24 protein-coding genes and 1 tRNA gene are annotated in these 25,798 nt (G+C 34.2%); 17 read left to right on the top strand and 8 right to left on the bottom strand.

What is annotated here, in order from left to right; translation table 11 throughout:
* Window positions 1-363: 363 nt before the first annotated feature.
* Window positions 364-1,257: a transcriptional regulator GcvA gene (locus tag A6A10_RS05600; RefSeq protein WP_121121151.1), complete on the top strand. Its 894-nt coding sequence runs from the start codon at window positions 364-366 to the stop codon at window positions 1,255-1,257.
* 78 nt (window positions 1,258-1,335) lie between these two features.
* Here the strand turns inward: A6A10_RS05600 and A6A10_RS05595 are convergent, their stop codons facing one another.
* Window positions 1,336-1,638, bottom strand: a complete 303-nt coding sequence (locus tag A6A10_RS05595; RefSeq protein WP_121121153.1) for a hypothetical protein — start codon at window positions 1,636-1,638, stop codon at window positions 1,336-1,338.
* A 102-nt stretch (window positions 1,639-1,740) separates the two neighbouring features.
* On the bottom strand, window positions 1,741-3,072 hold the full coding sequence (gene argG / locus A6A10_RS05590) for an argininosuccinate synthase (RefSeq protein ID WP_121121155.1): 1,332 nt from the start codon (window positions 3,070-3,072) through the stop codon (window positions 1,741-1,743).
* Between the two features lie 389 nt (window positions 3,073-3,461).
* Between argG and yhbY the strand changes: the two genes are divergently transcribed.
* The 13 genes from yhbY to lpxA all read left to right on the top strand — a co-directional run bounded on the left by yhbY (window position 3,462) and on the right by lpxA (window position 16,466).
* Window positions 3,462-3,776 carry a ribosome assembly RNA-binding protein YhbY gene (yhbY, locus tag A6A10_RS05585; protein WP_121121157.1) on the top strand — a complete coding sequence of 105 codons (315 nt, stop codon included), beginning with the start codon at window positions 3,462-3,464 and terminating at the stop codon, window positions 3,774-3,776.
* Between the two features lie 62 nt (window positions 3,777-3,838).
* A complete protein-coding gene (locus tag A6A10_RS05580; RefSeq protein ID WP_121121159.1) occupies window positions 3,839-4,561 on the top strand; it encodes a phosphatase PAP2 family protein in 723 nt (240 codons plus the stop codon).
* A 2-nt stretch (window positions 4,562-4,563) separates the two neighbouring features.
* A complete protein-coding gene (gene nagK, locus A6A10_RS05575) occupies window positions 4,564-5,481 on the top strand; it encodes an N-acetylglucosamine kinase (RefSeq protein ID WP_121121161.1) in 918 nt (305 codons plus the stop codon).
* A gap of 11 nt (window positions 5,482-5,492) precedes the next feature.
* Window positions 5,493-7,052 carry a glycosyltransferase family 2 protein gene (locus A6A10_RS05570; RefSeq protein WP_121121163.1) on the top strand — a complete coding sequence of 520 codons (1,560 nt, stop codon included), beginning with the start codon at window positions 5,493-5,495 and terminating at the stop codon, window positions 7,050-7,052.
* Between the two features lie 55 nt (window positions 7,053-7,107).
* Entirely contained in the window at window positions 7,108-7,815 is a 708-nt protein-coding gene (gene gloB / locus A6A10_RS05565; protein ID WP_121121165.1) for a hydroxyacylglutathione hydrolase, read from the top strand.
* Window positions 7,816-7,930: 115 nt separating this feature from the next.
* Window positions 7,931-8,623, top strand: coding sequence for a polyprenyl diphosphate synthase (uppS, locus tag A6A10_RS05560; protein WP_121122254.1), 693 nt, complete (start codon window positions 7,931-7,933; stop codon window positions 8,621-8,623).
* Window positions 8,624-8,647: 24 nt separating this feature from the next.
* Window positions 8,648-9,517 (top strand): phosphatidate cytidylyltransferase, encoded by an 870-nt coding sequence (locus tag A6A10_RS05555; protein WP_121121167.1) that lies wholly within the window; start codon window positions 8,648-8,650, stop codon window positions 9,515-9,517.
* Window positions 9,518-9,529: 12 nt separating this feature from the next.
* Window positions 9,530-10,864 (top strand): RIP metalloprotease RseP, encoded by a 1,335-nt coding sequence (gene rseP / locus A6A10_RS05550; RefSeq protein ID WP_121121169.1) that lies wholly within the window; start codon window positions 9,530-9,532, stop codon window positions 10,862-10,864.
* A gap of 52 nt (window positions 10,865-10,916) precedes the next feature.
* Window positions 10,917-13,334 carry an outer membrane protein assembly factor BamA gene (gene bamA, locus A6A10_RS05545; protein ID WP_121121171.1) on the top strand — a complete coding sequence of 806 codons (2,418 nt, stop codon included), beginning with the start codon at window positions 10,917-10,919 and terminating at the stop codon, window positions 13,332-13,334.
* A 75-nt stretch (window positions 13,335-13,409) separates the two neighbouring features.
* Entirely contained in the window at window positions 13,410-14,126 is a 717-nt protein-coding gene (locus tag A6A10_RS05540) for an OmpH/Skp family outer membrane protein (RefSeq protein WP_121121173.1), read from the top strand.
* 1 nt (window position 14,127) lies between these two features.
* Window positions 14,128-15,165 carry a UDP-3-O-(3-hydroxymyristoyl)glucosamine N-acyltransferase gene (gene lpxD / locus A6A10_RS05535; protein WP_121121175.1) on the top strand — a complete coding sequence of 346 codons (1,038 nt, stop codon included), beginning with the start codon at window positions 14,128-14,130 and terminating at the stop codon, window positions 15,163-15,165.
* Window positions 15,166-15,190: 25 nt separating this feature from the next.
* Window positions 15,191-15,643, top strand: a complete 453-nt coding sequence (gene fabZ / locus A6A10_RS05530) for a 3-hydroxyacyl-ACP dehydratase FabZ (RefSeq protein WP_121121177.1) — start codon at window positions 15,191-15,193, stop codon at window positions 15,641-15,643.
* A gap of 28 nt (window positions 15,644-15,671) precedes the next feature.
* Complete coding sequence (lpxA, locus tag A6A10_RS05525) at window positions 15,672-16,466, top strand: acyl-ACP--UDP-N-acetylglucosamine O-acyltransferase (protein ID WP_121121179.1); 795 nt, start codon at window positions 15,672-15,674, stop codon at window positions 16,464-16,466.
* 885 nt (window positions 16,467-17,351) lie between these two features.
* Here lpxA and metK read toward each other — a convergent pair.
* Entirely contained in the window at window positions 17,352-18,500 is a 1,149-nt protein-coding gene (metK, locus tag A6A10_RS05520; RefSeq protein ID WP_121121181.1) for a methionine adenosyltransferase, read from the bottom strand.
* A 246-nt stretch (window positions 18,501-18,746) separates the two neighbouring features.
* On the opposite strand from metK, the gene A6A10_RS05515 reads away from it, so the two are divergent.
* On the top strand, window positions 18,747-19,403 hold the full coding sequence (locus A6A10_RS05515) for a permease (protein WP_147404737.1): 657 nt from the start codon (window positions 18,747-18,749) through the stop codon (window positions 19,401-19,403).
* Window positions 19,400-20,542 (top strand): acetylornithine deacetylase, encoded by a 1,143-nt coding sequence (gene argE / locus A6A10_RS05510; RefSeq protein WP_121121185.1) that lies wholly within the window; start codon window positions 19,400-19,402, stop codon window positions 20,540-20,542. The genes A6A10_RS05515 and argE overlap by 4 nt, the downstream gene beginning before the upstream one ends.
* 53 nt (window positions 20,543-20,595) lie before the next feature.
* Here argE and A6A10_RS05505 read toward each other — a convergent pair whose 3' ends face one another.
* Entirely contained in the window at window positions 20,596-21,948 is a 1,353-nt protein-coding gene (locus A6A10_RS05505) for a chloride channel protein (RefSeq protein WP_195759395.1), read from the bottom strand.
* Window positions 21,949-22,176: 228 nt separating this feature from the next.
* Here A6A10_RS05505 and A6A10_RS05500 point away from each other — a divergent pair, with 228 nt between their 5' ends.
* Window positions 22,177-22,692 (top strand): NADPH-dependent FMN reductase, encoded by a 516-nt coding sequence (locus A6A10_RS05500; RefSeq protein WP_121121189.1) that lies wholly within the window; start codon window positions 22,177-22,179, stop codon window positions 22,690-22,692.
* A gap of 86 nt (window positions 22,693-22,778) precedes the next feature.
* On the opposite strand, the gene A6A10_RS05495 is transcribed toward A6A10_RS05500, so the two are convergent.
* From A6A10_RS05495 to A6A10_RS05480, 4 genes are all read right to left on the bottom strand, one after another.
* Window positions 22,779-23,717, bottom strand: coding sequence for a pirin family protein (locus A6A10_RS05495; RefSeq protein WP_121121191.1), 939 nt, complete (start codon window positions 23,715-23,717; stop codon window positions 22,779-22,781).
* A 216-nt stretch (window positions 23,718-23,933) separates the two neighbouring features.
* A tRNA-Leu gene (locus A6A10_RS05490) sits at window positions 23,934-24,020 on the bottom strand.
* A gap of 90 nt (window positions 24,021-24,110) precedes the next feature.
* On the bottom strand, window positions 24,111-24,983 hold the full coding sequence (ubiA, locus tag A6A10_RS05485; protein WP_121121193.1) for a 4-hydroxybenzoate octaprenyltransferase: 873 nt from the start codon (window positions 24,981-24,983) through the stop codon (window positions 24,111-24,113).
* Window positions 24,984-25,748, bottom strand: a complete 765-nt coding sequence (locus A6A10_RS05480) for a DeoR/GlpR family transcriptional regulator (protein ID WP_121121195.1) — start codon at window positions 25,746-25,748, stop codon at window positions 24,984-24,986.
* Between the last annotated feature and the right edge of the window lie 50 nt (window positions 25,749-25,798).

Below are 25,798 nucleotides of genomic sequence, written 5' to 3'. Positions count from 1 at the left end.
AGCTAGAATTTTTAGTTGTGATAGAATACCAAGGATTTTTGATATAAAAAAACCGCCTAAAGTAGGCGGTCACAAACCAAATAAGAGGTTCAAAATATACAGGAAGTGAAACGAGTAACTTAGTTACTCTTGTCTAGTTTCCTAGACCAATATGCAAACACAACATCATACTTAAATTCAAAGTAATCAACAAAATTCTCCATATGGAGCAAAGCGTTAATTACAACCTTTTATCTAAGTACGGCGAGTATTTTAGCCTGATCGTACTGCTCTAACAAACGATATTTTTTTATTTTATTTATTAAAAAAATTAATGATATAGTTTAAAATAACTATGTAAAAAACAACCACTAGTGAAAATATATGAGTAATAAAAAACTTCCCCCACTAAATGCATTAAAAGCTTTTGAATCGGCTGCTCGTCATTTGAACTTTACTAAAGCCGCAGAGGAGTTGTTTGTTACGCAAGCAGCTGTGAGTCATCAAATTAAACTATTAGAAGATTTTTTAAGTGTAAAATTATTTCATCGAAAGAACAGATTATTGGAATTGACTGAGCTTGGGAGTCAATATTTTGATGATATTAGACCACTATTAGAACATATCGCGACAGCTACAGATAAAATTCGTCAAAAAAATAATCGACAAGTATTGACTATTAGCGTTCCTCAAACATTTGGTATGCATTGGTTGGTGCCTAGATTGAATGATTTCCACCAAAAATTTCCCGATATTGAAGTCAGAATTAAAGGTGTCGATCAAGATGAAGGGTTACTAGGTAAAGAAATTGACGTTGCCATTTATTATGGTGCTGGCCATTGGCAAAATGTTGAATCTGTTCGATTAGGTGAGTCTCCACTTGTAATTTTGGCTTCCCCAGAATATTTAGAGCGTTATCCTTTAAATGGTCCTGAAGATTTAATTGGTAAAACATTGCTTCATGTATTTAGCCGAAATAAATGGAAAAGAGTAGTGGAGCATTTTGGATTATTATCTAAGATAGATATTGATGAAATAGGCACCATGTTCAGTCACACATTCATGGCGTTACAAGCGGCAATGCACCAACAAGGTATAGCGATAGCTAACAAAATCGTAGCTCAACATGAATTGGAACAAGGCCATTTAATTGAACCTTTTTCCACAGGGCTATATGATGAGAAGTCGTTTTACGTTGTTTACCCTCCAGAAATGTCAGACATTTCAAAAGTAAAACATTTTGTAGAATGGATTGTGGAAGAAATTAATCTTTCTTAGTTTGCATGAAAAAAGTGTGGTTGAAGAGTCGAAATCAACCACACGTTGAATGTATCCTTGGAATTTATGTAAGAATTTTTACTTCTCGATTATAGTAATGTTACATTTATAAATTTTATAGCCTTTTTGTAACAGCGGTTGTCCCACGATAACAGTAAGCATATGTTTTCCTAAAGGGAGTCCAGTAGGCAATGTAATAGAATTTCTTTTTGCTTTACCAGTGTATCTTATGCCGTCTTCTTGTTCAAATTCCCAAACAATCTGTCTTTTCTTCACAGGATCGGGGAAAAATAGAGGGATAAATGGAGGAGAAATTTGATTAAATTCGAGATTTTCTGATAGTAATTGACGCCCTGATGGTCTATTTTTAGGTTTCTGCATATCAAATCCTTAATGATATAAATTTTTAGTTTGCGTATTAGTTACAACTACCTTATAAAAAAATCGCACTGAATTAACGCAGTGCGATTTTTTTAACATTTACTATTTGTTACCTAATTGTGGCAGTTCATTATTTTTGACAGAAAGCAAACCTGTATCACTATAGATGCCCAGTTTTTGTCGGGTATCAGTAATATCTAGGTTACGCATCGTTAATTGTCCAATACGATCAGTTGGATCAAATGGCGCATCTTCAACTTTTTCCATACTTAAACGTTCTGGCTCATAAGTTAAATTTGGCGATTCTGTATTTAAGATTGAGAAATCGTTACCACGACGTAATTCCAGTGTGACCGTTCCTGTAATTGCTTTTGCAACCCAGCGTTGAGCTGTTTCTCTTAGCATTAATGCTTGAGGATCAAACCAACGACCTTGATATAATAGGCGACCTAGGCGTAAACCATTAATACGATATTGTTCAATGGTATCTTCATTATGAATACCTGTTAATAAACGTTCGTAAGCAATATGTAATAGCGCCATTCCTGGTGCTTCATAAATACCACGACTTTTTGCTTCGATAATTCGATTTTCTATCTGGTCGGTCATGCCTAATCCATGTCTTCCACCAATTTTATTGGCTTCCATAATTAAATCAACGGCATCATCTAAACGTTTACCGTTAAGTGCTACCGGTACACCTTCTTCAAAGGTTACTGATACTGTTTCTGCTTTGATCTCCACGGTCTCATCCCAAAATGCTACTCCCATAATTGGTTTAACAATTTTGATACCCGTACTTAATAACTCAAGATCTTTAGCTTCGTGTGTCGCACCAAGCATATTAGAGTCAGTCGAATAAGCTTTCTCAACAGACATTTTATATTTGAATCCATTGGCAATAAGGAATTCAGACATCTCATGTCTTCCGCCTAATTCATCAATAAATTTTTTATCTAACCATGGCTTGTAAATTTTTAATTCAGGGTTAGTTAATAGACCATAGCGATAGAAACGCTCGATATCATTTCCTTTAAATGTACTGCCATCTCCCCAAATATTAACGTCATCTTCCTTCATTGCTGCAACTAACATTGTCCCAGTTACGGCTCTACCTAGAGGAGTTGTATTGAAATATGGCATACCGCCAGTAGAGATATGAAATGCACCACACTGAATAGCCGCAATCCCTTCATGAGCTAACTGAGTGCGACAATCAATTAAGCGTGCATTTTCAGCCCCGTATTCCATTGCTTTTTTAGGAATTGCATTGTAATCATCTTCATCAGGTTGACCTAAATTTGCGGTATAAGCATAAGGAACCGCACCTTTTTGACGCATCCATAGAAGGGCTGCACTAGTATCGAGTCCTCCAGAAAAAGCGATGCCAACTTTTTGACCAAGTGGAAGTGTTTCTAAAATTGTTGCAGACATATAGTTTCCTATAATAATTTTGAATAGTAATAAATGAGGGTTTCACACAAAACTTTTTGTGTTCAGGGGACGTATTCTATCTTAATTTGGCGAAAATTAAAGCCCAATTATTATATATAAAATATAGTTCTTAACTCTTTTATTTAACTAAAATTGTATTAATAAGAAAGATAACAATATCTCATTCTTGATTTGAGTACTTTTTTCTTAAACTGGCGATATTTTCTTACTTCTATCCTTAAGGTTACAACAAGGGACATAGTTGGTTTTATATAACATTTTCTAAGTGTATTAAAAGATAGAAGCAATTGGATATTCAAATCCTTCTTTAAAAAAAAGTCTATTTATGCTATTTTCCCGCAGATTTTTATTCAGAAAGGCAAAATTAAATGTCAATTATATTAACTACTAAACAAAAACAATATCTTAAAAGCTTAGCTCATCGTCTGAGTCCAGTCGTTATGTTAGGAAATAATGGTTTAACAGAAGGTGTACTTGCAGAGATAGATAGTGCATTGAATCACCATGAATTAATTAAAGTAAAAATTTCAGGTGCAGATCGTGAAACTAAGCAATTAATTATCAATGCCATTGTTCGTGAAACTTTAGCGATTAATGTTCAAACGATAGGGCATATTTTGGTTTTATATCGTCAAAGTGAGGATAAAAAGATCAGTTTACCTAAGGCAACAAAGGTTATTTAAGAATTGTTATGTGAATTTAACTGCTTGTAGGTTCAAGTGGTTTTTATATGGTTAGGATCGTTATGCTTAAAAAATTATCCCTTTTTACATTGGCAATGCTATTTATTCCTATTATTGCGTGGTTGAATCGATGGCAATGGCTATTAGATACAAATTTACAATATCCCAATTTGGATAGAGGATTACTTATTTGGACAGAAGCTGGTTCCACACCGTATGCATTTATTACTTGTGTGTTATTTATGCTATGGATTATGTGGCTTACACGCCATCGCTATTCATGGCTATTAGTTGGCTTTATTTGTGCAAGTTCTATCTTGGGAACCCAAATAATAAAAGAGGGTGCAAAATTAGCATTTAAGGAACCTCGCCCTTTTGTCACACAGATGTTCAATACAGATTCAGAGCAATTTTATGCACTTTCGAAAATTGAGCAAAAGAATGAAGTTATGGAGTTTGCAACGGAAGATACAATGCCAATAGTCTCACACCAAGCGGATGAACTTGGATATTCATTCCCTTCAGGACATACTATTTTCGCAGTGTCTTGGTTATTATTATTTTCAGGGTTTCTTCTAGGACAGTCTGGACAAGCGGTCTTTTTCTCGCAAATTTTTGCAGTTTTTTGGGCTGGATTGATATTGATCAGTCGATTGCGATTAGGAATGCATTATCCTATTGATCTCTTCGTAAGTACATTGATTGCTTGGGTATTTAACCTAGTGATGTTTATTTACGTAGTACCTTATCTAGAAACTCGGAGCTTATTTAAGAAAAGGGGCTAAAAATGAAGTTTTATTATGGTTTAGACATTGGCGGTACAAAAATTGAGTTGGCAGTTTTTAATGAAAAACTAGAAAAATTGCATAGCGAGCGAGTTGCGACACCTCAAACAAGTTATGAAGATTGGCTGACTACCATTGAAACATTGGTGAATAATGCCGATTCGAAATTTGAAACAAAAGGATTTGTGGGTTTAGGCTTACCGGGTTTTGTGCATAAAGAAACAGGTATCGCAAAAATATCTAATATTAAAGTTGCAGATGGTAAAAATATTTTAAATGATTTATCCCAACGCTTAAATCGTGAAGTAAGAGGGGAAAATGATGCCAATTGTTTTGCTCTATCAGAGGCGTGGGATAGTGAAAATCAGCAGTATCCAACAGTATTAGGACTTATTATTGGAACAGGCTTCGGCGGTGGGCTTGTTTTTGATGGTAAAGTTCATTCCGGCAGTATTGGTATGGCAGGTGAAGTTGGGCATATTCAATTAAACTACCATGCACTTAAATTATTGGGTGGGGATAAAGCACCAATCTATGATTGTGGATGTGGGAATATTGCTTGCTTAGATACGTATCTTTCTGGACGGGGTTTTGAGTTTTTATATCGAGATTTAGTTGGCGAGAATATTGATGCAAAAACCATTATTAGTCGTTTTTATCAAGGTGAACAGAAAACTGTTGATTTTGTAAATAAATTTATTGAGCTAATGGCAACTGGTGTCGGTAATCTAATCACAATTTTAGATCCTGATATGATCGTATTTGGTGGAGGATTATCTAATTTTGATTATATTTATGAAGCATTACCAAAAGTACTACCTAAATACCTATTAAATATAGCTAAAGTACCTGTAATTAAAAAGGCAATACATGGTGATTCTGGTGGAGTACGTGGCGCCGCTGCATTATTTTTAAAATAGAGATAATAGAAATGAATAAGTTACCTATTAGCGTTACGATGCTAGTTAAAAACGCAAGTAAATATCTTCATAAAAGTTTATCTTCATTACAAGATTTTGCAGAGGTAATTATCCTTGATAATGGTTCAATGGATAATTCAATAGAAATAGCACAACAATTTAAGAATGTTAAGATTCATTATCATGATTTCATTGGATTCGGTCCAATGAAAAATTTAGCAGCGGAGCTTGCCAATTATGATTGGATTATTAATATTGATAGTGATGAAATATTTGATCCAGAATTGATTAATGAAATTAGTAAAATTGACTTTACAGATATAAATAAAGTTTATGAAATTTTACGGATTAATCATTATAGAGGAAAAGCCATAAAAACGTGTGGATGGTATCCTGATTATGTTAAAAGGTTATATCATCGTTCGTCAGTAAAATTTAATGATAAGCAAGTTCACGAATCCTTAGAATTGTCTCCTGATATCTCAGTTATTCGATTAAATAATCATTTTTTGCACTACTCATTTGATGGAGCTACTGCACTGATCAATAAGATGCAGCAATATACTACATTATTTGCTGAGCAAAATAGATTTAATAAGAGAGCTTCCATCTTTTCGGCAGTAGGGCACGGTTTTTCCGCATTCATAAAAAATTATTTCTTTAAAAAAGGTATCTTATCGGGATCGGATGGTTTCGTTATATCTTTTGCTAATGCATGTGGCTCCTACTATAAATATGTAAAGTTGTTTGAGTTAAATCAAGAGATCGAAGTATCACTAATTATTACTACTTATAATAGAACTGATGCACTAGAGGCTGTATTGTATTCTGTCTTGAATCAAGAAATATTACCTAATGAAGTTATTGTTGCTGATGATGGGTCAACAGCAGAAACTAAAGATATGATAGAGCGATTACAAAAAATATTTCCAATTCCACTGAAACATGCTTGGCAAGAGGATATTGGTTTTAGGCTAGCGGAATCTCGAAATAAAGCTTTATCTATGGCAGAACATGAATATATAGTGATTATTGATGGAGATATGGTTCTTCATCCAAAATTTATTGTTGATCACAAAAAATCTGCTAAAAAAGGCTTATTTGTTCAAGGTGGAAGAGTGATGCTAACAGAGGAAAAAACAGCAAAGTTATTATCTGATCCTACCAATTATAGGGTATTAAAATGGTATGAAAAGGGACTAGAAACAAGAATTGAAAAAAGATTATCAGCTATTCGAATACCTCTGCTATCTACTGCAATTTTAAATAAAGAAACTAAAGATAATTATAAAGCAATTCGCGGTTGCAATATGGCGTTTTTTAAAGAAGATGCAGTAGCAATTAATGGATTTAATAGTGATTTTATTGGTTGGGGAAGAGAAGATAGTGAATTTGTTGCTCGATTTTTTAATAATGGAGGAAAAAGAGCTAATATAAAGTTTTCTGCCATTGCATATCATCTTTGGCATAATGAAGCGACAAGAGCATCATTGCCTGAGAATGATATGCTACTTGAAAAGAGTATAGTAGAGAAACTTAAATGGTGTGAAAATGGTTTAGATAAAGTATAGACATAAGGATGGGCAATGTAATTGCCCATTATTGTATGTATAGATGGAGTTTATGATGATAAAAATTACCCCAATACCAGTGTTATCTGATAATTATATTTGGATTATTCAAAAAGAGAAAAATGTTATTGTTGTTGATCCTAGCCAATCACAACCTGTGTTAGATTTTTTAGTAAAAAATAAGATGGATCTAACCGCTATCTTACTCACACATTATCATAATGATCATACTGATGGTGTAGTAGGTCTTTTATCTCAATATCCCAATATTCCCGTTTACGGATCAAATGAAGTTCGAGATCTTGCAACTTATGTTGTTAAAGCAAAGGAACATATTTCTTTATTAGAGCTAGATATAGAAGTGATACAGAGTGCAGGTCACACAGAAGAACATATTAGCTATCTTATTGATAGACAGTATTTGTTTTGTGGTGATGCTCTTTTTTCTGGGGGATGTGGACGAGTTTTTACTGGAGACTATCAGGCTCAATTTGACACATTACAACGTTTTAAACAGTTACCAGATTTTGTAGAGGTCTATCCTGCACATGAATATACACAATCAAATTTAAAATTTGCAGAAAAAGTAATGAAACCTAGTTGTGCACTCATGGAGTATCAAGAAAAAGTTGATATTTTACGTTCTCAACATAAACCCACTTTACCGACTACAATTGGATTAGAAAAGCAAGTGAATCCATTTTTATATGCTGATTCATTAGAACAATTTATTCAATGGCGAAAAGGAAAAGATAATTTATAAAAAATGTTTGAAATATTATAGGATTTTCGAAAAAATTGTATTGTGGTATAGTTAAAAACATTTTGCGTAATATTAATTAAAAAAGAGAGTTTTTGTGGACTATAATGCTCAAAAAATGCCTAGGCATGTTGCCATTATTATGGATGGGAATGGTCGATGGGCAAAACAAAAAGGGAAATTACGCGTTTTTGGTCATCAAAATGGTGTTAAAGCGGTCAGATCTGCTGTGAATTTTGCAGCGAGAAATGGAATAGAAGTATTAACCTTATATGCCTTTAGTAGTGAGAACTGGAGTAGACCAGAGAATGAAGTCTCTGCGTTAATGACATTATTTATGAAAGCGCTAACATCTGAAGTTGAAAAATTACATAAAAATAATATTAAATTAAACATTATTGGTGATAAATCAGCTTTTAGTGAAGACTTGCAAAAACGAATTGTTGAATCAGAGAGTTTAACATCAGAAAATACGGGTTTAATCCTTAATATTGCTGCAAATTATGGTGGATGTTGGGATATTGTTAATGCAACTGTAGATTTAGCTAAAAAAGTAAAATTAGGAGAACTGGAGCCTGAAGGTATTACTATGGAATTATTCCAATCCAGTTTGGTAACAAAGGATCAACCTGCTGTTGATTTATTGATTAGAACAAGTGGGGAGCAACGCATAAGTAACTTCTTACTTTGGCAAATTGCTTATGCAGAATTATTTTTTACACCTGTACTATGGCCAGATTTTGACGAAGAAGTATTTTCCGAAGCAATCAATGCCTATCAACAACGAGAACGTCGTTTTGGCAGTTGTTAGTTAGAGTTTTTATAAGGATACAAAATGTTAAAAGAACGAATTCTATCGGCTATTATCATGATTGTTGTTGCTGTGATAGCGCTTTTTTGGTTAACACCACTTCCTTTCACTTTAGCTTTATCAGCGATTATTGTTTTAAGTATGTGGGAATGGGCTCAATTTGCTGGATTTAAGCGTCCAGTTGTTCGAGCGATTGTTGCTTTTGTCACTGTTGGAATATTGCTTTTCCCTATTATGGCTGCAACTCATTACGTTAGAGCAGCAAGATTTTTAACAGATGAAAGTACTCCCTTTCTTTTCCTTGGATGTATTTGGTGGATTGTTTCACTCGGATTGGTCGTTTCATATCCTGGATCAGCAAAAATTTGGGTCAAATCTATCAGTGCTAAATTTATTTTTGGCTTTTGCACACTCGTTCCTTTTTTACTCGGTGTGCTAGCATTACGCTTTTATCAATATAATACAAATGCTCATCAAGGTGCATATTTATTACTTTATGTCTTCGTACTTGTTTGGGGGGCTGACTCGGGTGCTTATTTTGTTGGGCGTAAATTAGGTAAACATAAATTAGCGCCAAAAGTTTCTCCAGGTAAATCAGTAGAAGGTGCAATTGGTGGTGTAATTACTTCTGGAATTATTGCCTTTGTCTTTTTACAATTTGCTCCATTAACCATTCTCGGAAGAGAAGTCGCTACTTTACCTTTTGTCTTTCTTTCAATATTAACTGTGGCTGTTTCTATCTTGGGTGATTTAAGTGAAAGTATGTTTAAACGCCAAGCCAATATAAAAGATAGTAGTAATTTGATTCCGGGGCATGGTGGTATTTTGGATAGAATTGATAGCTTGACTGCTGCTGTGCCAATCTTTGCGACTGGATTCTTTTTCTTTTTATAGGTAGGGATTTGCGTGTTTTCTATTATTGCATTCTTTGTACTAATTTGTATTTTAGTTTTTGTTCATGAATATGGGCATTTCTGGGCGGCTAGAAAGTGTGGTGTTGCAGTTTTACGGTTCTCTATTGGGTTTGGAAAAGTGCTTTGGAGAAGAAAAGATAAGCAAGGTACTGAATTTGTGTTTTCTATGATTCCTCTTGGCGGATATGTTCAAATGTATAATGGAGAAGACGAATATAAAAATCAAATAGAAAACTCTCGTTCTCTGAATCAGAAGACAGTCTGGCAAAGGGCTTTTATTGTTATTGCAGGACCATTAGCTAATATTCTTTTTGCGATTATCGCATATTGGGTCGTTTTTAGTATTGGAATGCCAACGGTTAAGCCCGTAATTGATAATGTCGTTGAACAAAGTATTTCTGCTGAAGCAGGACTTAAACCTAATTTTGAAATAACCAATATAAATGGAAAGGATACTCAAAATTGGGAAGATGTTGCTTTGATATTGATTGGACAAATAGGCTCATCAAAAGTTGAAGTGAAAGGTAGAGATTTAAATCTTTTCAGTCAGCAAGAAGATCAAACGTTTATTTTAAATTTGAGCCACTGGAATGTGGATAGTAATAAAGAAAATCCGTTGACGTCACTAGGTATTAGACCTAAAGGTGCTAGTGTTGAACCTATCATTGAAAAGGTAGTCGAAAATTCTGCATCAGATAAATCTGGCTTAAAATCGGGCGACAAAATTATTAGTGTGAATCAAAAAATATTTGATTGGCATTATTTATTGAGTGAGACTCAACAAGGTAATGAACTTGAATTTATTATTGAAAGAAATAATCAGCAGTATAAATTTTTGGTTACACCAGAAATGTCTAAATCGGATAATCGGTATTTAATAGGTATTGCACCAAGAGTCAAACCACTAGAAGATCAGTATCGAACTTATTTAAAGTATGATATTCTTACAGCACTTGGAAAAAGTTTTGCTAAAGTAACTTCATTAGTTGAGACAATTTTTCAGTTTATTATTAATTTAATAACGGGCGATCTTTCTATTCAGAATATAGGTGGACCTATTTCTATGGCAAAAGGTGCCGGAACAACTGCAGAAATTGGTATTATTTACTATTTAGGGTTTATGGCTTTGATTAGTGTTAATTTGGGGATCATGAATTTATTTCCTATTTTACCCTTAGATGGAGGTCAGCTATTGATACTTTCAGGCGAGCTAATTAGAGGTAAACCTTTGCCAGAGAAATTCCAATCCATATTTCAACAAATAGGATTTATGTTAGTTATCAGTCTAATGGGATTTGCTTTGTTTAATGACTTAATTCACTTCTAACCATATGTAGGTGGTTAGATACTATATAATTTATATGACTAGGGTTTGTTCAATGAAAAAACTATTACTTTCAACGTTGATTATGGCTAATGGTATGGCTGTAGCTTCACCATTTGTTGTTCAAGATATTCGTGTTGATGGAATTCAGCCTGACATAGGCACTTCAATTATTTCTTCTTTACCTATAAAGATTGGACAGAGAGCAACAGATGACGATATAGCTAACGTTGTTAGACAGCTTTTTTTGCAGAAGCGTTTTCAAGATGTGAGTGCTAACCGTGAGGGTAATACTTTAGTAATTAAGGTTGTAGAATTTCCTGTGATTAATAACGTTTCTATTAATGGAAATTCTGCTATTCCTAGAGAACCACTAGAAGAAAATTTAAAAGCTAATTTAATTAGCAGAGGGGAAGTGTTTGACTCAGAAAAATTGGAGAGTTTCAAAGAGGCACTAACTGATCATTATCATTCAATTGGAAGATATAATGCACAAATTGATTCTGAAATAATTAAGGCTGAATCAGGAAGTGTTGATATCAAACTTGATATCAAAGAAGGTGATGTTTCTTATGTTAAAACGGTAACTTTTGAAGGTAATAATGATTTTGATTCAGATGAATTATTAGATCAATTAGATATTCAGCCAGATGTGAAATGGTGGAATATATTTTCTAGTGGTAAGTTTGAGCAACCTGTTTATAATCAAGATATGGAAAATTTACGTAACTTTTATATGAATAGAGGTTATGCAAAATTTAGTATTGAAAATTCAGATGCTTCATTTAGTGATGATAAAAAAGAAGTTTTCTTAACGTACAAAATTAATGAAGGACAGCAGTATAGAGTGAGTGAAATTAGAATTATTGGTGATACAGCCAAAATGGATAATGAACTCAATGAGCTGTTAGTGGATTTTGAACCAGGTCAACAATTTCGTCGTGATGATCTAGCTAAAATTGAGGAGAATATTAAAACTGTTTTAGGTGATAGTGGTTTTGCTTCTGCTAAAGTGGATACTTATCCAATATTTGATGATGAGAATAAAACTGTTCGTATTAATTATGTTGTTGAAGCAGGTAAACGAATTTATGTGAGAAGAATTCGCTTTGAAGGTAATACAGTGACAGCAGATTCGACTTTACGTAGAGAAATGAGACAGCAAGAAGGTGCTTGGTTATCCACTAGTTTGGCTGAACTCAGTAAATTACGCTTAGATCGAACAGGGTTTTATGAAAGTGTTGAAGTAAGTTACCCTAAAGTCAACCAATCTGACGATCAAGTTGATTTAGTGTATAAAGTTAAGGAACGAAATACAGGAAGTATTAATTTTGGTATTGGCTATGGTACAGAAAGTGGATTAAGCTATCAAGCTGGAATTAAACAAGATAATTTCTTAGGTATGGGATCAACCATTAGTTTGAATGGATCACGCAACGATTATGGTACTACACTTAGCTTAGGCTATACAGAACCTTATTTTACAAAAGATGGAGTTAGTCTAGGTGGAAATATTTTCTATGAAGATTATGATAATTCAAGAAATGACAATGTTTCTAGTTATAAGCGCCAAACTTATGGTGTAAGTGGAACATTAGGATTCCCAGTTGATGAAAATAATTCATATTATCTAGGATTGGGTTATACACACGATAAGATAAAAAATGCACAACGTGAGTTCAGTAGAGATTTATATGTAAGATCACTTGGTATTGATATCCCTCCAAGTAGTGAGGCATATAAGAGAATTAAAGCTGATGACTTTGATTTCTCATTTGGTTGGAATTATAACAGTTTAGATAGAGGGTATTTACCTACAGAAGGAACTATTGCTAATATTGGTGGAAAAATCACAATACCAGGATCAGACAACAAATATTATAAGTTAAGTGCTGGATTTAAAAATTATTATCCACTCAATAGAGATCATAGTTGGATAATTCAGACTAGTGCAGACGTTGCTTATGCTAATGGAATTGGTGGAAAACGCCTACCGTTTTATCAAAATTATACTGCTGGAGGTATAGGATCTTTACGTGGATTTGGATATGGAGCTATTGGACCAAAAGCTATTTATTTAGGTGAGAATGGTAATGGTGATCCGATATTTAATCGATTAAGTGAAGATGTTATTGGTGGTAATGCTATGGCTACAGCTAGTTTAGAATTAATAACACCAACTCCGTTTGTAGATGAGAAGTATCAAAGTAATGTAAGAACTTCAATTTTTATTGATGCCGCTAGTGTTTGGAATACTAAATGGAAAAAGAATCCAATTTTGGGGAATCAGCAATATAATTTTTCCAATATAGAGGATTTTAAAGATTATAAGCGTATTAGAGCATCGATTGGTATTGCATTTCAGTGGAATTCACCTATCGGACCATTATTATTTTCATATGCTAAGCCAATTAAGAAATATAAAGGTGACGAGATTGAGCAGTTTCAATTTAGTATCGGCGGTTCTTTCTAATTTAACTATGTTTAACTTTGCGCAGATTTCAATTATTTAGAGGTCTGCACTTTTACTATATTTAAAGGATTTTTAATGAAAAATTTATTTAAAACAGCAACTATAACAACAGTTATGGCTTTATCTATTAATGTAGCTCATGCAGATGAAAAAATTGGTTTCGCTGATCCAAATTATTTATTGCAGAATCATCCATTAATGGTTGAATTAAATGCTAAAGTAGATAGTTTTATGCAAGAAACCAAAGAAAAGTTTCAACCAGAAGAAAATGAGTTAACTAAAGAAGAAGAATCATTAATTGCGGAAAGAGATAAAATTGATGCAGATGCTAGTAAACTTAGAGAAGAGCAGACTTCAGTTGAAAAATCATTAAAAAAGAAAGTTGATGCTTTGGAGAAAGATGCTCCAAGATTACGTTCGAAAGATATACAAGCCCGTCAAAAAGTAATAAATGATGAAAGTAAAGCTTTTCAAGATAAAGTTGAAGCCTTGCAAAAAAGGGAAGCTGAATTTTCTAAAAAGGCTGAAGCATTTCAGATAAAGGTTTCTGATTTACAAACAAAATTAGCTGAAGAGCAAGAAAAGGCTAATGCAATGATTTCTAGAGAGGATCAGCAAAAAGCTGTTGATGATATAAATAATACTATTAAATCTATTGCTGATTCTAAAGGCTATACTTTGGTTTTATTACCTTCAGCAGCTCTATATGCTAAGAACGAGAGCGTAGATATTACAGAAGAAATTTTAGCAGAGATAAAGAAACATACGCCAGCTAAAGCTCAGGGAAAATAAAATGAATCTGTTCCGTTTAGGTGAATTAGTATCACAGGTCAATGGGTCTTTGAGAGGAGACCCTGAATTGATGATTATGGGAATCGCTCCTTTAGATAGAGCAACTGTAAATCAGATTACTTTTGTATCTAGTGCAAAATATCGATCTCAATTAGCTAAAACACAAGCAGGAGCAATAATCGTTTCAGAATCTGATGTCGAATATTGTTTAGATACCCAAAATTTAGTTGTTGTAAGAAATCCTTATTTAGCCTATGCATTATTAGCACAATATATGGATACTACACCTTTGCCAGCAGACAATATTTCTGTATCAGCTAGTATAGCTAGTGATGTAATACTTGGAAAAAATGTCTATATTGGTCCTAATGCTGTTATTGAAAGTGGGGTGAAATTAGGTGATGGCGTTGTTATTGGTGCAGGGTGCTTTATAGGAAAAAATACTACAATAGGTAATCGAACAAAATTATGGGCAAATGTTACAGTATATCATGAAGTGGAAATTGGAGCTGATTGCTTGATCCAATCATCTGCTGTAATTGGTGGTGATGGATTTGGTTATGCTAATGATAATGGTAAATGGATAAAAATACCACAACTCGGGAATGTTATTATTGGCAATAATGTTGAAATTGGAGCTTGTACATGTATCGATAGAGGAGCTTTGGATTCAACTATTATTGAAGATAATGTAATAATTGATAATTTATGTCAGATTGCTCACAATGTTACTATCGGCTATGGTACAGCCGTTGCTGGTGGAGTGATTATGGCAGGAAGTTTAACTGTTGGAAAGTTTTGCCAAATTGGTGGAGCAAGTGTAATTAACGGTCATATGGAAATTTGTGATGGTGCGATTATTACAGGAATGGGAATGGTAATGAGACCTATTACTGAAAAAGGAATTTATTCATCAGGTATTCCTTTGCAACCAAATAAAGAATGGCGGAAAACGGCTACTTTAACGATGAATATTGATGGTATGAATAAGCGTTTAAAATCAGTAGAGAAACAGTTAGCAGAAAAGTGTAATAAATAATAATTAAAAGAGGATTGGTGTAAAAATGGAAAATAAAGAAGAAAAAGTTATAATCGACGTTCGTGAAATTAAGGAAATTCTGCCACACCGTTACCCTTTTTTACTTATTGATAGGGTAATTGAATATAAAGAAGGGGAGTGGTTAAAGGCTGTTAAAAATATTACTTTTAATGAACCTTGTTTCACTGGACATTTCCCTTCTGATCCTATTTTTCCTGGTGTTTTAATATTAGAAGCGATGGCTCAGGCAACAGGGGTGCTTGCTATTAAGAGTTATGGCAAATTAAAGGAAAATGAATTGTATTATTTCGCAGCGGTTGATAGTGCCAAATTTAAAAATCCTGTAGTACCTGGTGATCAAATGATTATTGAAGTACATTTTATCAAAGAGCGTAGAGGTATTAGTGTATTTACAGGTAAAGCTTTTGTTGACGGGCGATTAGTTTGTGAAGCTGATTTAAAATGTGCTCGCAAATAAGATTAATTCTAAATTAGAGAATATTACTATGCAATTTATAGATCCTTCTGCGAAAATTAGTCCTCTTGCTGTTGTTGAAGATGGTGCGATAGTAGGTAAGAATGTTGAAATTGGTCCATTCTGTGTTATAGGGAAAAATGTTAGAATTGGTAATGGTACTCGCATTCACTCTCATGTAGTAATTCAAGGAGATACTGAAATTGGAGAAGATAACCATATTTTTCAATTTGCAAGTATTGGTGAAATTAATCAAGATCTAAAATACAATGGAGAGCCTACAAAAACAATCATTGGGAATCGCAATAGAATTCGAGAAAGTGTAACTATCCATCGAGGCACAGAACAAGGTGGAGGATTGACTAGAATAGGTGATGATAATTTATTTATGATAAATTGCCATATTGCTCATGATTGTAAAATTGGGCATCGTTGTATCATAGCAAATAATGGAACATTAGCAGGGCATGTCACATTAGATGATTTTGTGATTGTTGGTGGTATGTCTGCTATTCATCAATTTGTTGTTATTGGTTCTCATGTTATGTTGGGAGGTGGATCAATGGTTAGTCAGGATGTACCACCTTATGTTATGGCTCAAGGAAACCATGCTCATCCATTTGGTGTTAATCTAGAAGGGTTAAAACGTAGGGGTTTTGAAAAAGCAACAATGCATGCAATTCGTAATGTTTATAAGTTAATTTATCGAAGTGGTAAGACATTAGAGGAAGCTATGCCAGAGATTGAGCATTATGCTAAAACTGAGGCTGCAATAAGTTTGTTTCTTGATTTTTTCAAACGCTCGACTAGAGGTATTATTAGATAGTATAAAAGTAAAAATACCACGTGGCTAATTCTACTAAGGATTAGCCATAAGTATGATAAAAAATATATGGAATTTTAATTGTTTTCTATCATTATTCCCTATTCTTTTTATTTTTTGTATAAATTATCTATACTATTTTTGTCCTTTTCATACTTAATCCACATATTTTCAAAGTTAATAAATATCGTGTAAAAATTTACTTCCATAATAACTTCTTATATTTATATATCATAAGGCTTATGTCTCCCTTCATTCAGTATGTTCATTTAGTAAAGTTTAATAAATAATTAAAAGATATAAACTAATATAAAATCTATTCTCCGATATTGAAATTATTTAGGTAAAGCTGATTTTATTTTTAGATAATAATATTTATTAGTCAGTTATTTATGAATCTATTTCATTCAGGGATAATAAAATCAAATTTATATTTAATTTTTAGGGAGTGAAAATATTTTATTAAGGTTAGAGTATTTATAATGCTTAATATTAGTCTTTACAGTACATTTAGGAATAATCTAATAGTGAAAAATGGGAATTTCTTTCGTATGAATTAAATAAATCAATCAATTAATCTTGTAGTATAAGGTTTTAACTTACTTTTTTAACTATATAATAGAGTTAAAGACATTAATTTAAGTAGAGTTTATTTATAGAGGGTAAGTGATAATGTAATTATATAATATAAAAATCGACTCTATAGCCCTATTATTATGATGAGTATGAGCAAAAAGCCTTATATCCTATATAAACTAGATACCGATGAAACTAAAACAAACCGAAAAACTTTATTATATTACTGAAATGTGAATTTCGGTTTGTTCTTTATTTAAGCGGTAGAGTCTAAAATTATAAAGACGTAGAATAAATCAACTTTGCTTTATATTATTTTAATGAACTCATTAGGACTTCTGCTTTATCTGTTTTTTCCCAAGGAAAGTGTTCGCGACCAAAATGCCCGTATGCTGCAGTTTCACGGTAAATCGGTTGGATGAGATCTAACATTTTGATTAATCCGTAAGGGCGTAAATCAAAATGTTCTCTGACTAATTTAACAAGTTCTTCGTTACTTATTTTTCCTGTACCAAACGTTTCCACCATGATTGATGTAGGATCGGCAACACCAATAGCATAAGATAATTGAATTTCACAACGGTCAGCTAATCCCGCTGCAACGATATTCTTAGCCACATAGCGAGCGGCATAAGCTGCAGAGCGGTCAACTTTAGATGGATCTTTACCAGAGAATGCACCACCGCCATGACGAGCTGCTCCACCATAAGTATCAACAATAATTTTACGCCCCGTTAGTCCACAGTCACCCATTGGTCCACCAATCACAAAACGACCAGTTGGATTAATAAAATATTTTGTCTCTTTATTTAACCATTCACTTGGCAAAATTGGCTTGATGATTTCTTCCATAACGCCTTCATAGATTTCTTTTTGTGAAACACTTTCCGCATGTTGGGTAGAAAGAACTACTGCATCAATACCTTTAATTTTGTTATCTTCATAAACAAAGGTTAATTGGCTTTTTGCATCTGGACGTAACCAGTTCAATTTACCACTTTTACGTACTTTTGCTTGTTGTTCCATTAAGCGATGAGCATAAGTAATTGGTGCAGGCATTAGAACGTCAGTTTCATTGGTTGCGTAACCGAACATAATACCTTGGTCACCAGCCCCTTGAGCTAATGGATCTTCACGGTCAACGCCTTGATTGATATCAGGAGATTGTTTACCTATCGCATTTAATACTGCACAAGAACTAGCATCAAATCCCATATCAGAATGAGTGTAGCCAATATCACTAATTACTTGGCGAGTAAGATTTTCAATATCAACCCATGCAGAAGTGGTAATTTCACCACCCACTAATGCCATACCTGTTTTAACATAGGTTTCACAAGCCACACGTGCTCTAGGGTCTTGTTTTAATATTTCATCAAGTACTGCATCTGAAATTTGATCTGCAATTTTATCTGGATGTCCTTCTGAAACGGATTCGGACGTAAATAGATTGATCGTCATTAATTTATCCTTAATTGATTTATAAATGAGTAATATACAAGCGGTGACTTTATGTAAAAATTTTGCAATATCTCACCGCTTGCATTGTATTTTGTTAATTTTGCCATCTAGACGTCTATAATACTTTTTTTATTAAGAAATCTCAAACTATTTTACACAGATTACACCTATTTTATATTCGTGATATTATGTGGTTATTGATTGAATAGAGTGTGATTAGTCTTTTATATGCAATTTTATGCTTTAATGAATTCTCCATGGGTTAAATTAACTCAATACTGGCTCGTAAAATTATTAGCGGTTTTAGCGGTTTTTATCGGTATTGATTATTTTGCGACAGAGTTGGTTACCATTGCATTTAGTAATGAGGGATTTTCTGCTTATTATGAGCATACTATCCTTGAGTTGCTTTTACCTATTGGTTCTATTGTTGATGCTCAAACAAGTCATCTTTCTCCTCTTTCTTTTGTCATGCGATCAACTTTTATTACGCATGGATATTTGTTCTTATTCATCTATTTGATCGCAGTGAATCAAATGATTAAAGGATTTAGACTCATAGGAAGTATGGCTGCGATCTTTTTTTCATTAGGGATGATTTTGATATATTCAGCCCAAGGTGGTAACTATACGGAAGGTGGTTTGCAAAATTTAGGGGTAAGTATTACCTTCTTATTAGGCAATATCATGATGATAGCAACAGGAATTGGCATTAGCGTCCCATTTTTACGTAAATTCAAATGGTTTAGTTTAATTGCAGGTATGGTGGGTATGATTGCTATTGTTGTTACGATGTTTGGGTTTACGACTTTTTTAGCCATTTTTGAGCGTATTAGTTTTTATCTTATTGCTATTTGGGATATTGCCGCTGGCTTTGTTATTTTGAGATATATGAGAGCATGAAAAAATCAATTCCTTTTATTCATAGATACCAACAACTTATTGCAATTCCGACTATTAGTAGTTTGCAACCAGAATATGATTTAACCAATAAGCCTTTAATTGATTTGTTAGCCACTTGGCTAGATGATTTAGGATTTCAGATTGAGATTTTGCCCGTTGAAGGTAGTAGAGGTAAATATAATTTGTTAGCAACTTATGGTGAAGGCGAGGGTGGTTTATTATTTGCGGGGCATACCGATACCGTACCTTTTGATGAGGGAAGATGGACGTTTGATCCTTTTGCCTTAACAGAAAAAGAAGGGAAGTTCTATGGTTTAGGTACAGCTGATATGAAAGGCTTTTTTGCTTTTGTGATTGATACACTTAGCCAAATTGATTTAAAAAAATTGAACAAGCCGATCCGTATTCTTGCTACCGCAGATGAAGAAACTACAATGCTGGGAGCGAGGGTCTTTTCTCAACAAGCAACGATTAAACCTGATTGTGCAATCATCGGGGAACCGACTTCATTAAAACCTATTCGAGCCCATAAAGGTCATATTGGCGAATCCATTAATATTATTGGGCGTTCTGGACATGCAAGTGATCCTAAGCAAGGTGTGAATGCCATTGAGATCATGCATAAAGCTGTAGGGCATTTATTAGAGTTAAAATCAGAATTACAGAATAATTACCACAATTCACTATTTAAAATACCTTATCCAACAATGAATTTAGGCAATATTCATGGCGGAGATGCGATCAATCGTATTTGTGCCTGTTGTGAATTACAGTTAGAAATTCGACCGCTACCTAATATGTCTGTTGCTGATTTACAAGGTTTACTGTATCAAAGCCTCACACCATTGATTGAAGAATTTGGTGATAATATTCAAATCAAGCATCTTCATGGTGGAATACCTGGCTATGAATGTGAACACTCCGAACAGATTGTACAGGTGGTTGAAACGTTATTAGGCGAAAAGTGTGATGCGGTAAACTATTGTACCGAAGCGCCTTTTATCCAAAACATTTGTCCAACTCTAGTGTTAGGACCAGGTTCGATTGAGCAAGCACACCAACCCAATGAATTTTTAGAAACAAAATTTATTGATCCGACAATCAAATTACTCACAAAATTAATTCATCATTTTTGCTAATTCAAATTTGCATAACTTTTCGAGTAACTAACCGCTTGTCATGCGTGGTTAGTTTATTCCTTATATTCTTCTTGAATACGTTGACGGAAACGGCTTGCCATTAAATGATAAAATGGTCGAGGATTAAATTGTCTAGAAATAATCGAAGAAACCAAACTACAAATCAATAGCCAGAAAAGCACAGGTTGAGCCCCAGTCATTTCCATAACAACTACACTTGCAGTTACGGGGGATTGTGTCGCACCAGCAAGGAAGCCAGCCATACACAATAGCACTAAGAGGCGTTGATCGACTAACTCATCTGTTAATGACCAAATTTGAACTCCAATACCAGCCCCTGTCGTTAATGACGGAGTAAAAATACCGCCTGCAATTCCCGTCCAATAGGTCGCAACGGTAGAAAATAATTTTAATAAACCCAAATTACTGTCGGTATCTGAGCCAGTAAGAGCCAAAGATGCAACTTCATAGCCTGTCCCATAAGTTTGTCCTTGAGTATAAGTTCCGATAGCCGCTAGTAATAATCCAAGGAAGAAAGCAATAATAATAGGATGACGACGAATCCCCCCCCTAATCGCCGCGGGAGAAATCCCCGCCAAGCCTTTTGCCAGTAAGCGTGCAAATATGCCGCCAAGTACCCCACAAACAACGGCACAGAGAGCAACCCATAAGAACATATAAGGCACAGAGGTTTCGCCTTGATATTCAGGGAAATAAGGGTTGTTCCCTTGTATCGCAACAAGTATGAAACCAGAAGTAAGTACACCAAGTAAGACTTTACGCTCCCAACGCAATAATATGCCTCGCCCTAACTCTTCAATAGCAAAAATTACTCCCGATAGAGGGGCGTTAAATGCAGCCGCCAATCCTCCTGCTGCACCTGTTGCCATTAATTCATTAGTTGTGAGTCCAGTAAAAGCAAAACCTTGTTTTCGACATAAATTTCCCCATGCAAGCATAGCCGCAGCCCCTACTTGTACGGAAGGGCCTTCACGTCCAACAGAGCCACCTAATAACATAGCAATGAAGGTTAACGGAATCTTCCACAGTGTTTGCCAAAAAGATAATAATTGATTTTTACTTTTACCATGGGGAAGACTAAGAGAAGCGATAACTTGTGGGATCCCACTCCCTGCAACATAAGGAGTATATTTCGCAGTAAACCATGCAAGAAAGGCTAAACCTAAGGGTAATGCTATCCAAACTGCTAAGGGATATTGAGTTGTCCAATATGCATTGAGTTCCAATCCTAAATCTGCCAATGTAGCAAATCCATATGAGAGAAGAGAAACAATAGCTGCACCGATAAGTAGGCAGATAAATTCACGTGTTTTATAAGAAAGACGGTGGGTTTGTCGCAATTTTTTCCGTACAAAATGGCGACATTTTGTTTTTAAATTCAACATGGTGATAATGTACAAAATCAAATTGTACGAAATTATAGCGGATATATGAAAAAGTTTCGACAGATTTACTGGCGACCTTTTGTAAAATATATTTAGAAAGTTACCTCTTAAGCACATAATTCTTAAAATAGTAGATTAGATACAGATCCAAAAAGTAAATATTGATGAAGGAGATAAAACATACGTGTTATAATCAGCGCACGTTATTAATAATAAGAGGAAAAAATTATGAGTATTATTGCATTTGCAGGAAGTAATAGTTCAGTTTCGATCAATCACGCTTTAGTGAATTATGTAGCTAATAAATTAGGGAAAGATATCGAGGTTATTCGTTTAACAGATTACGATACCCCTGTATATAGCTTTGATATTGAACAAAAAGAGGGGATTCCTGCTGCAACTCAAAAATTAGCTGAGAAATTAGCTACTGCGGATAAATTAATTATTAGTGTTGCAGAACACAATGGTAATTTAACAGCATTTTTTAAAAATCAATTAGATTGGTTGTCTCGTCATAATCGTAATTTTTTAGCAGACAAAAAAGTAATGTTATTAAGTACTTCTCCAGGTAAAGGTGCGGGTGCTCATGCGTTAGCAATAGCTAAATCAACATTACCATTTTTTGGTGCAGAAGTTGTTTCAGGTTACAGTATTGCTAGCTTCAATGAGGTTTTCAAAGAAGGGAAACTTTCTGATGAAGTAGCGAAACCATTATTAAGTGAAGTTGAGAAATTTCTTGGATAAGAATTAAAATATTTCGTATCTTAAATAAAAAGGCTATTTAGTTTTAATCACTAAATAGCCTTTTTTATAGACAGTGATAGGAATAATTATCCTTTAAAACCTCTTGGCATTAATGGTGATGGTGTACGCTCTAATTCCGAATTCACTTTTCCAAATCGAGGGTGATTATTGTTCCAATCTTCTATAGCTTGTTCCAAATCAGCCTTATTGTCTGCCACAAAGTTCCACCACATCAGCACCTTATTCTTCAATGGTTCTCCCCCTAATAGCATAAAGCGAGTTCCCTTATTGGCTTTAACGATAATATTGTCGACTTTTTCTATTTCTTCATTATCAAAATGTACAAGTTCAGTTTTATTGTAAGTTTCCCCATCAATAATTAACTCACCGTCAATAATAAGAATACCGTATTGCATTCCTTTTTCTATGGTTAAGGTTATTTCATCATCTTCCACAAGATTAACGTCTAAACCGACTAATTTTGAATATTGTTTGGTTGGGGCTGTATAAACTGTACCAGTAGGACTCGTATAACTACCTGTAGTTAGCGTAAATTCAGCTTTATTTTCTGTCCAATGTGGTAATTCAGGATAATAATCAAAACTTGCTTCAATGTCTTGATCAGTAGGTAGAGCAATCCATAATTGCACCATATTGAGGTTACGTTCATAATCTTCATGTGTTTCTTTTAGAGCAAAAACACTTTGTTCAGTATGACTAATCCCTCTATTTGGTCCTGTACCTGCTGTCATTAGATTGACTTGATTTGAATCAATAGTTTTTTCATTGCCTAAACTATCTTTATGAAGCACTTCACCTTCTATCATCCAAGTAAATGTTTGTAGGTTAGTATGAGGATGAGGTCCAACTTGCATGCCTCTATCGCCTCTCTTAAAAGTAGTCGGTCCAGCATGATCTAAAAAACACCATGCACCAATCGTTTTAATGCCAATATTCGGTAAAGTACGGGTAAGCGGTATACCCCCAACATCTTTAATTTTAGGACTTAATCTCGTTATTTTCATATTATTCCCCCATTATGAAATATATTAATTTTGTAGTGTAGAAATGTTAATTACACAAGATGAGAGCGATTCTACTACACCAAGTAGGTTTTGTATATTGAACGTATAGAATGGGGAACTTATGTAATATTGATTAATATGGGCGAATAAGATTAGAAATTTATAATAAAAAAAGCCTTTCAACAATGAAAGGCTTTTCTTTAAGAATTTGGTTAATGGTGCCAGTGGCCGGACTCGAACCGGCACGCTTTTAAGGGCGGCGGATTTTGAATCCGCTACGTCTACCAATTTCGTCACACTGGCAATCAAATACGGGCGTGATTATAGAAAGACTAAGCGTTTTATGCAAGTGGAAAGATGCTAAAAATCATTGATTGATTTTATTTTCAGCATCTATGCTGTAAAAATGCCAACCACAATCGAAATAAAAATCCCCATGCCGACATAGTGATTGTTTAAAAAGGCTTTAAAACAATTCTCACGATCTCTATTTTTGGTTAGTTTACATTGGTAAATAAATAGCGTAGTAGTAATTACCAGTGCTACAAAGTAGAACACACCAAAATGGCGTAAATAGCCAAATGTAATGAGAAGAAATAGTGCAAATAATTGTAGCAAAGCAACTATTTTATTATCGTATTGTGCAAATAAGATAGCGGTTGATTTCACTCCAATACGAAGATCATCATCTCTATCCACCATCGCATACTGAGTATCATAAGCCACTGTCCAAGCTAAATTTGCAAAAAAGAGTAGCCAACATTCTAATGGCAATGATTGATTAATTGCCCCAAATGCCATTGGAATAGACCAGCCAAATGCCATACCCAGTACAAATTGAGGTAAATGTGTATAACGCTTCATAAATGGATAAATCATAGCAAGTAATGCGGCGATAACTGATAATCCAATCGTGTATAGATTAAGTTGCAACACAAGGATAAAAGCAATAACTAAAAGAAATATAAATAAGATTTTAGCCTCTTTGGCAGTAGCTCTTCCCGTTGCAAGTGGTCTTTGCGATGTTCTTTTTACACTACCATCTATATTGCGATCAGCATAATCATTGATAACGCAACCCGCTGCTCTCATTACAATAACACCGAGTACAAAAATCACTAGAATGGATAAAGGAGGAAAGCCATTAGCTGCGGTAAATAATGCCCATAGTGTTGGCCATAGCAATAACAATGTGCCAATCGGTTTATCTAATCGCATTAATTGTGCATAGGCGATCAATTTATCTTGAGTAAAATGTGCTTTCATTTAAAGATCGTTACAAATGTGGACATTAACATCACTATGATTTAGGTAATGCTGTAATTCTGCGGGTAATGCTTTATCTGTAACTAAATGATGAATTTCTTTTAGATCACCTAAACGTACAATAGCATTACGTTTAAATTTAGAGTGATCGGTCACTAATATTACATTTCTTGCATTACGCATTAATGCTCGTTTTACTTGAACCTCATGATAATCGTAATCCATCATTGATCCATCAAGCTCAACGGCACTGATTCCTAATATACAATAATCTAAACGGAATTGATTAATAAAATTCACTGTAGCTTCACCAATAATACCGCCATCCGAGCGAAGTTCTCCGCCCGCAATAGTGACTTGGCAATCATCCTTTTGTAATAATATGTGAGCAGCATTCAGATTATTAGTGACAACCCTTAGATCTTTATGTGACATCAGAGCAAATGCGACTGCTTCTGGTGTTGTGCCTATATCAATAAATAATGAGGATCCATTAGGGATCATGTTAGCAACAGCTTGCCCAATACAATTTTTTTGAGAAGAGAAAAATTGTTTCCGTTCTGAATAATCACTGTTTTCTGAATTAGACGGCGATGCGGCTCCACCATGATGACGACGAATCAGATTTTTTTCAGCCAATTCATTAAGATCTCGACGAATAGTCTGTGAGCTGACATTGAGCTCAGCAACTAATTCTTCCGTGCTGACATAGCCTAGCTGGCTTACTAATTCAATAATTTTATGATGGCGAATAGATTGTTTCATAAAATTCTCTTTAGAATTTGCATAAGTTTAATGATAACTGACCGCTTGTG

This window comes from Otariodibacter oris, from assembly GCF_009684715.1.
Classification (GTDB): Bacteria; Pseudomonadota; Gammaproteobacteria; order Enterobacterales; family Pasteurellaceae; genus Otariodibacter; species Otariodibacter oris.
The sequence above is the reverse complement of the archived record's forward strand: the minus strand, read 5'-3'. Positions and strand labels throughout refer to the sequence as shown.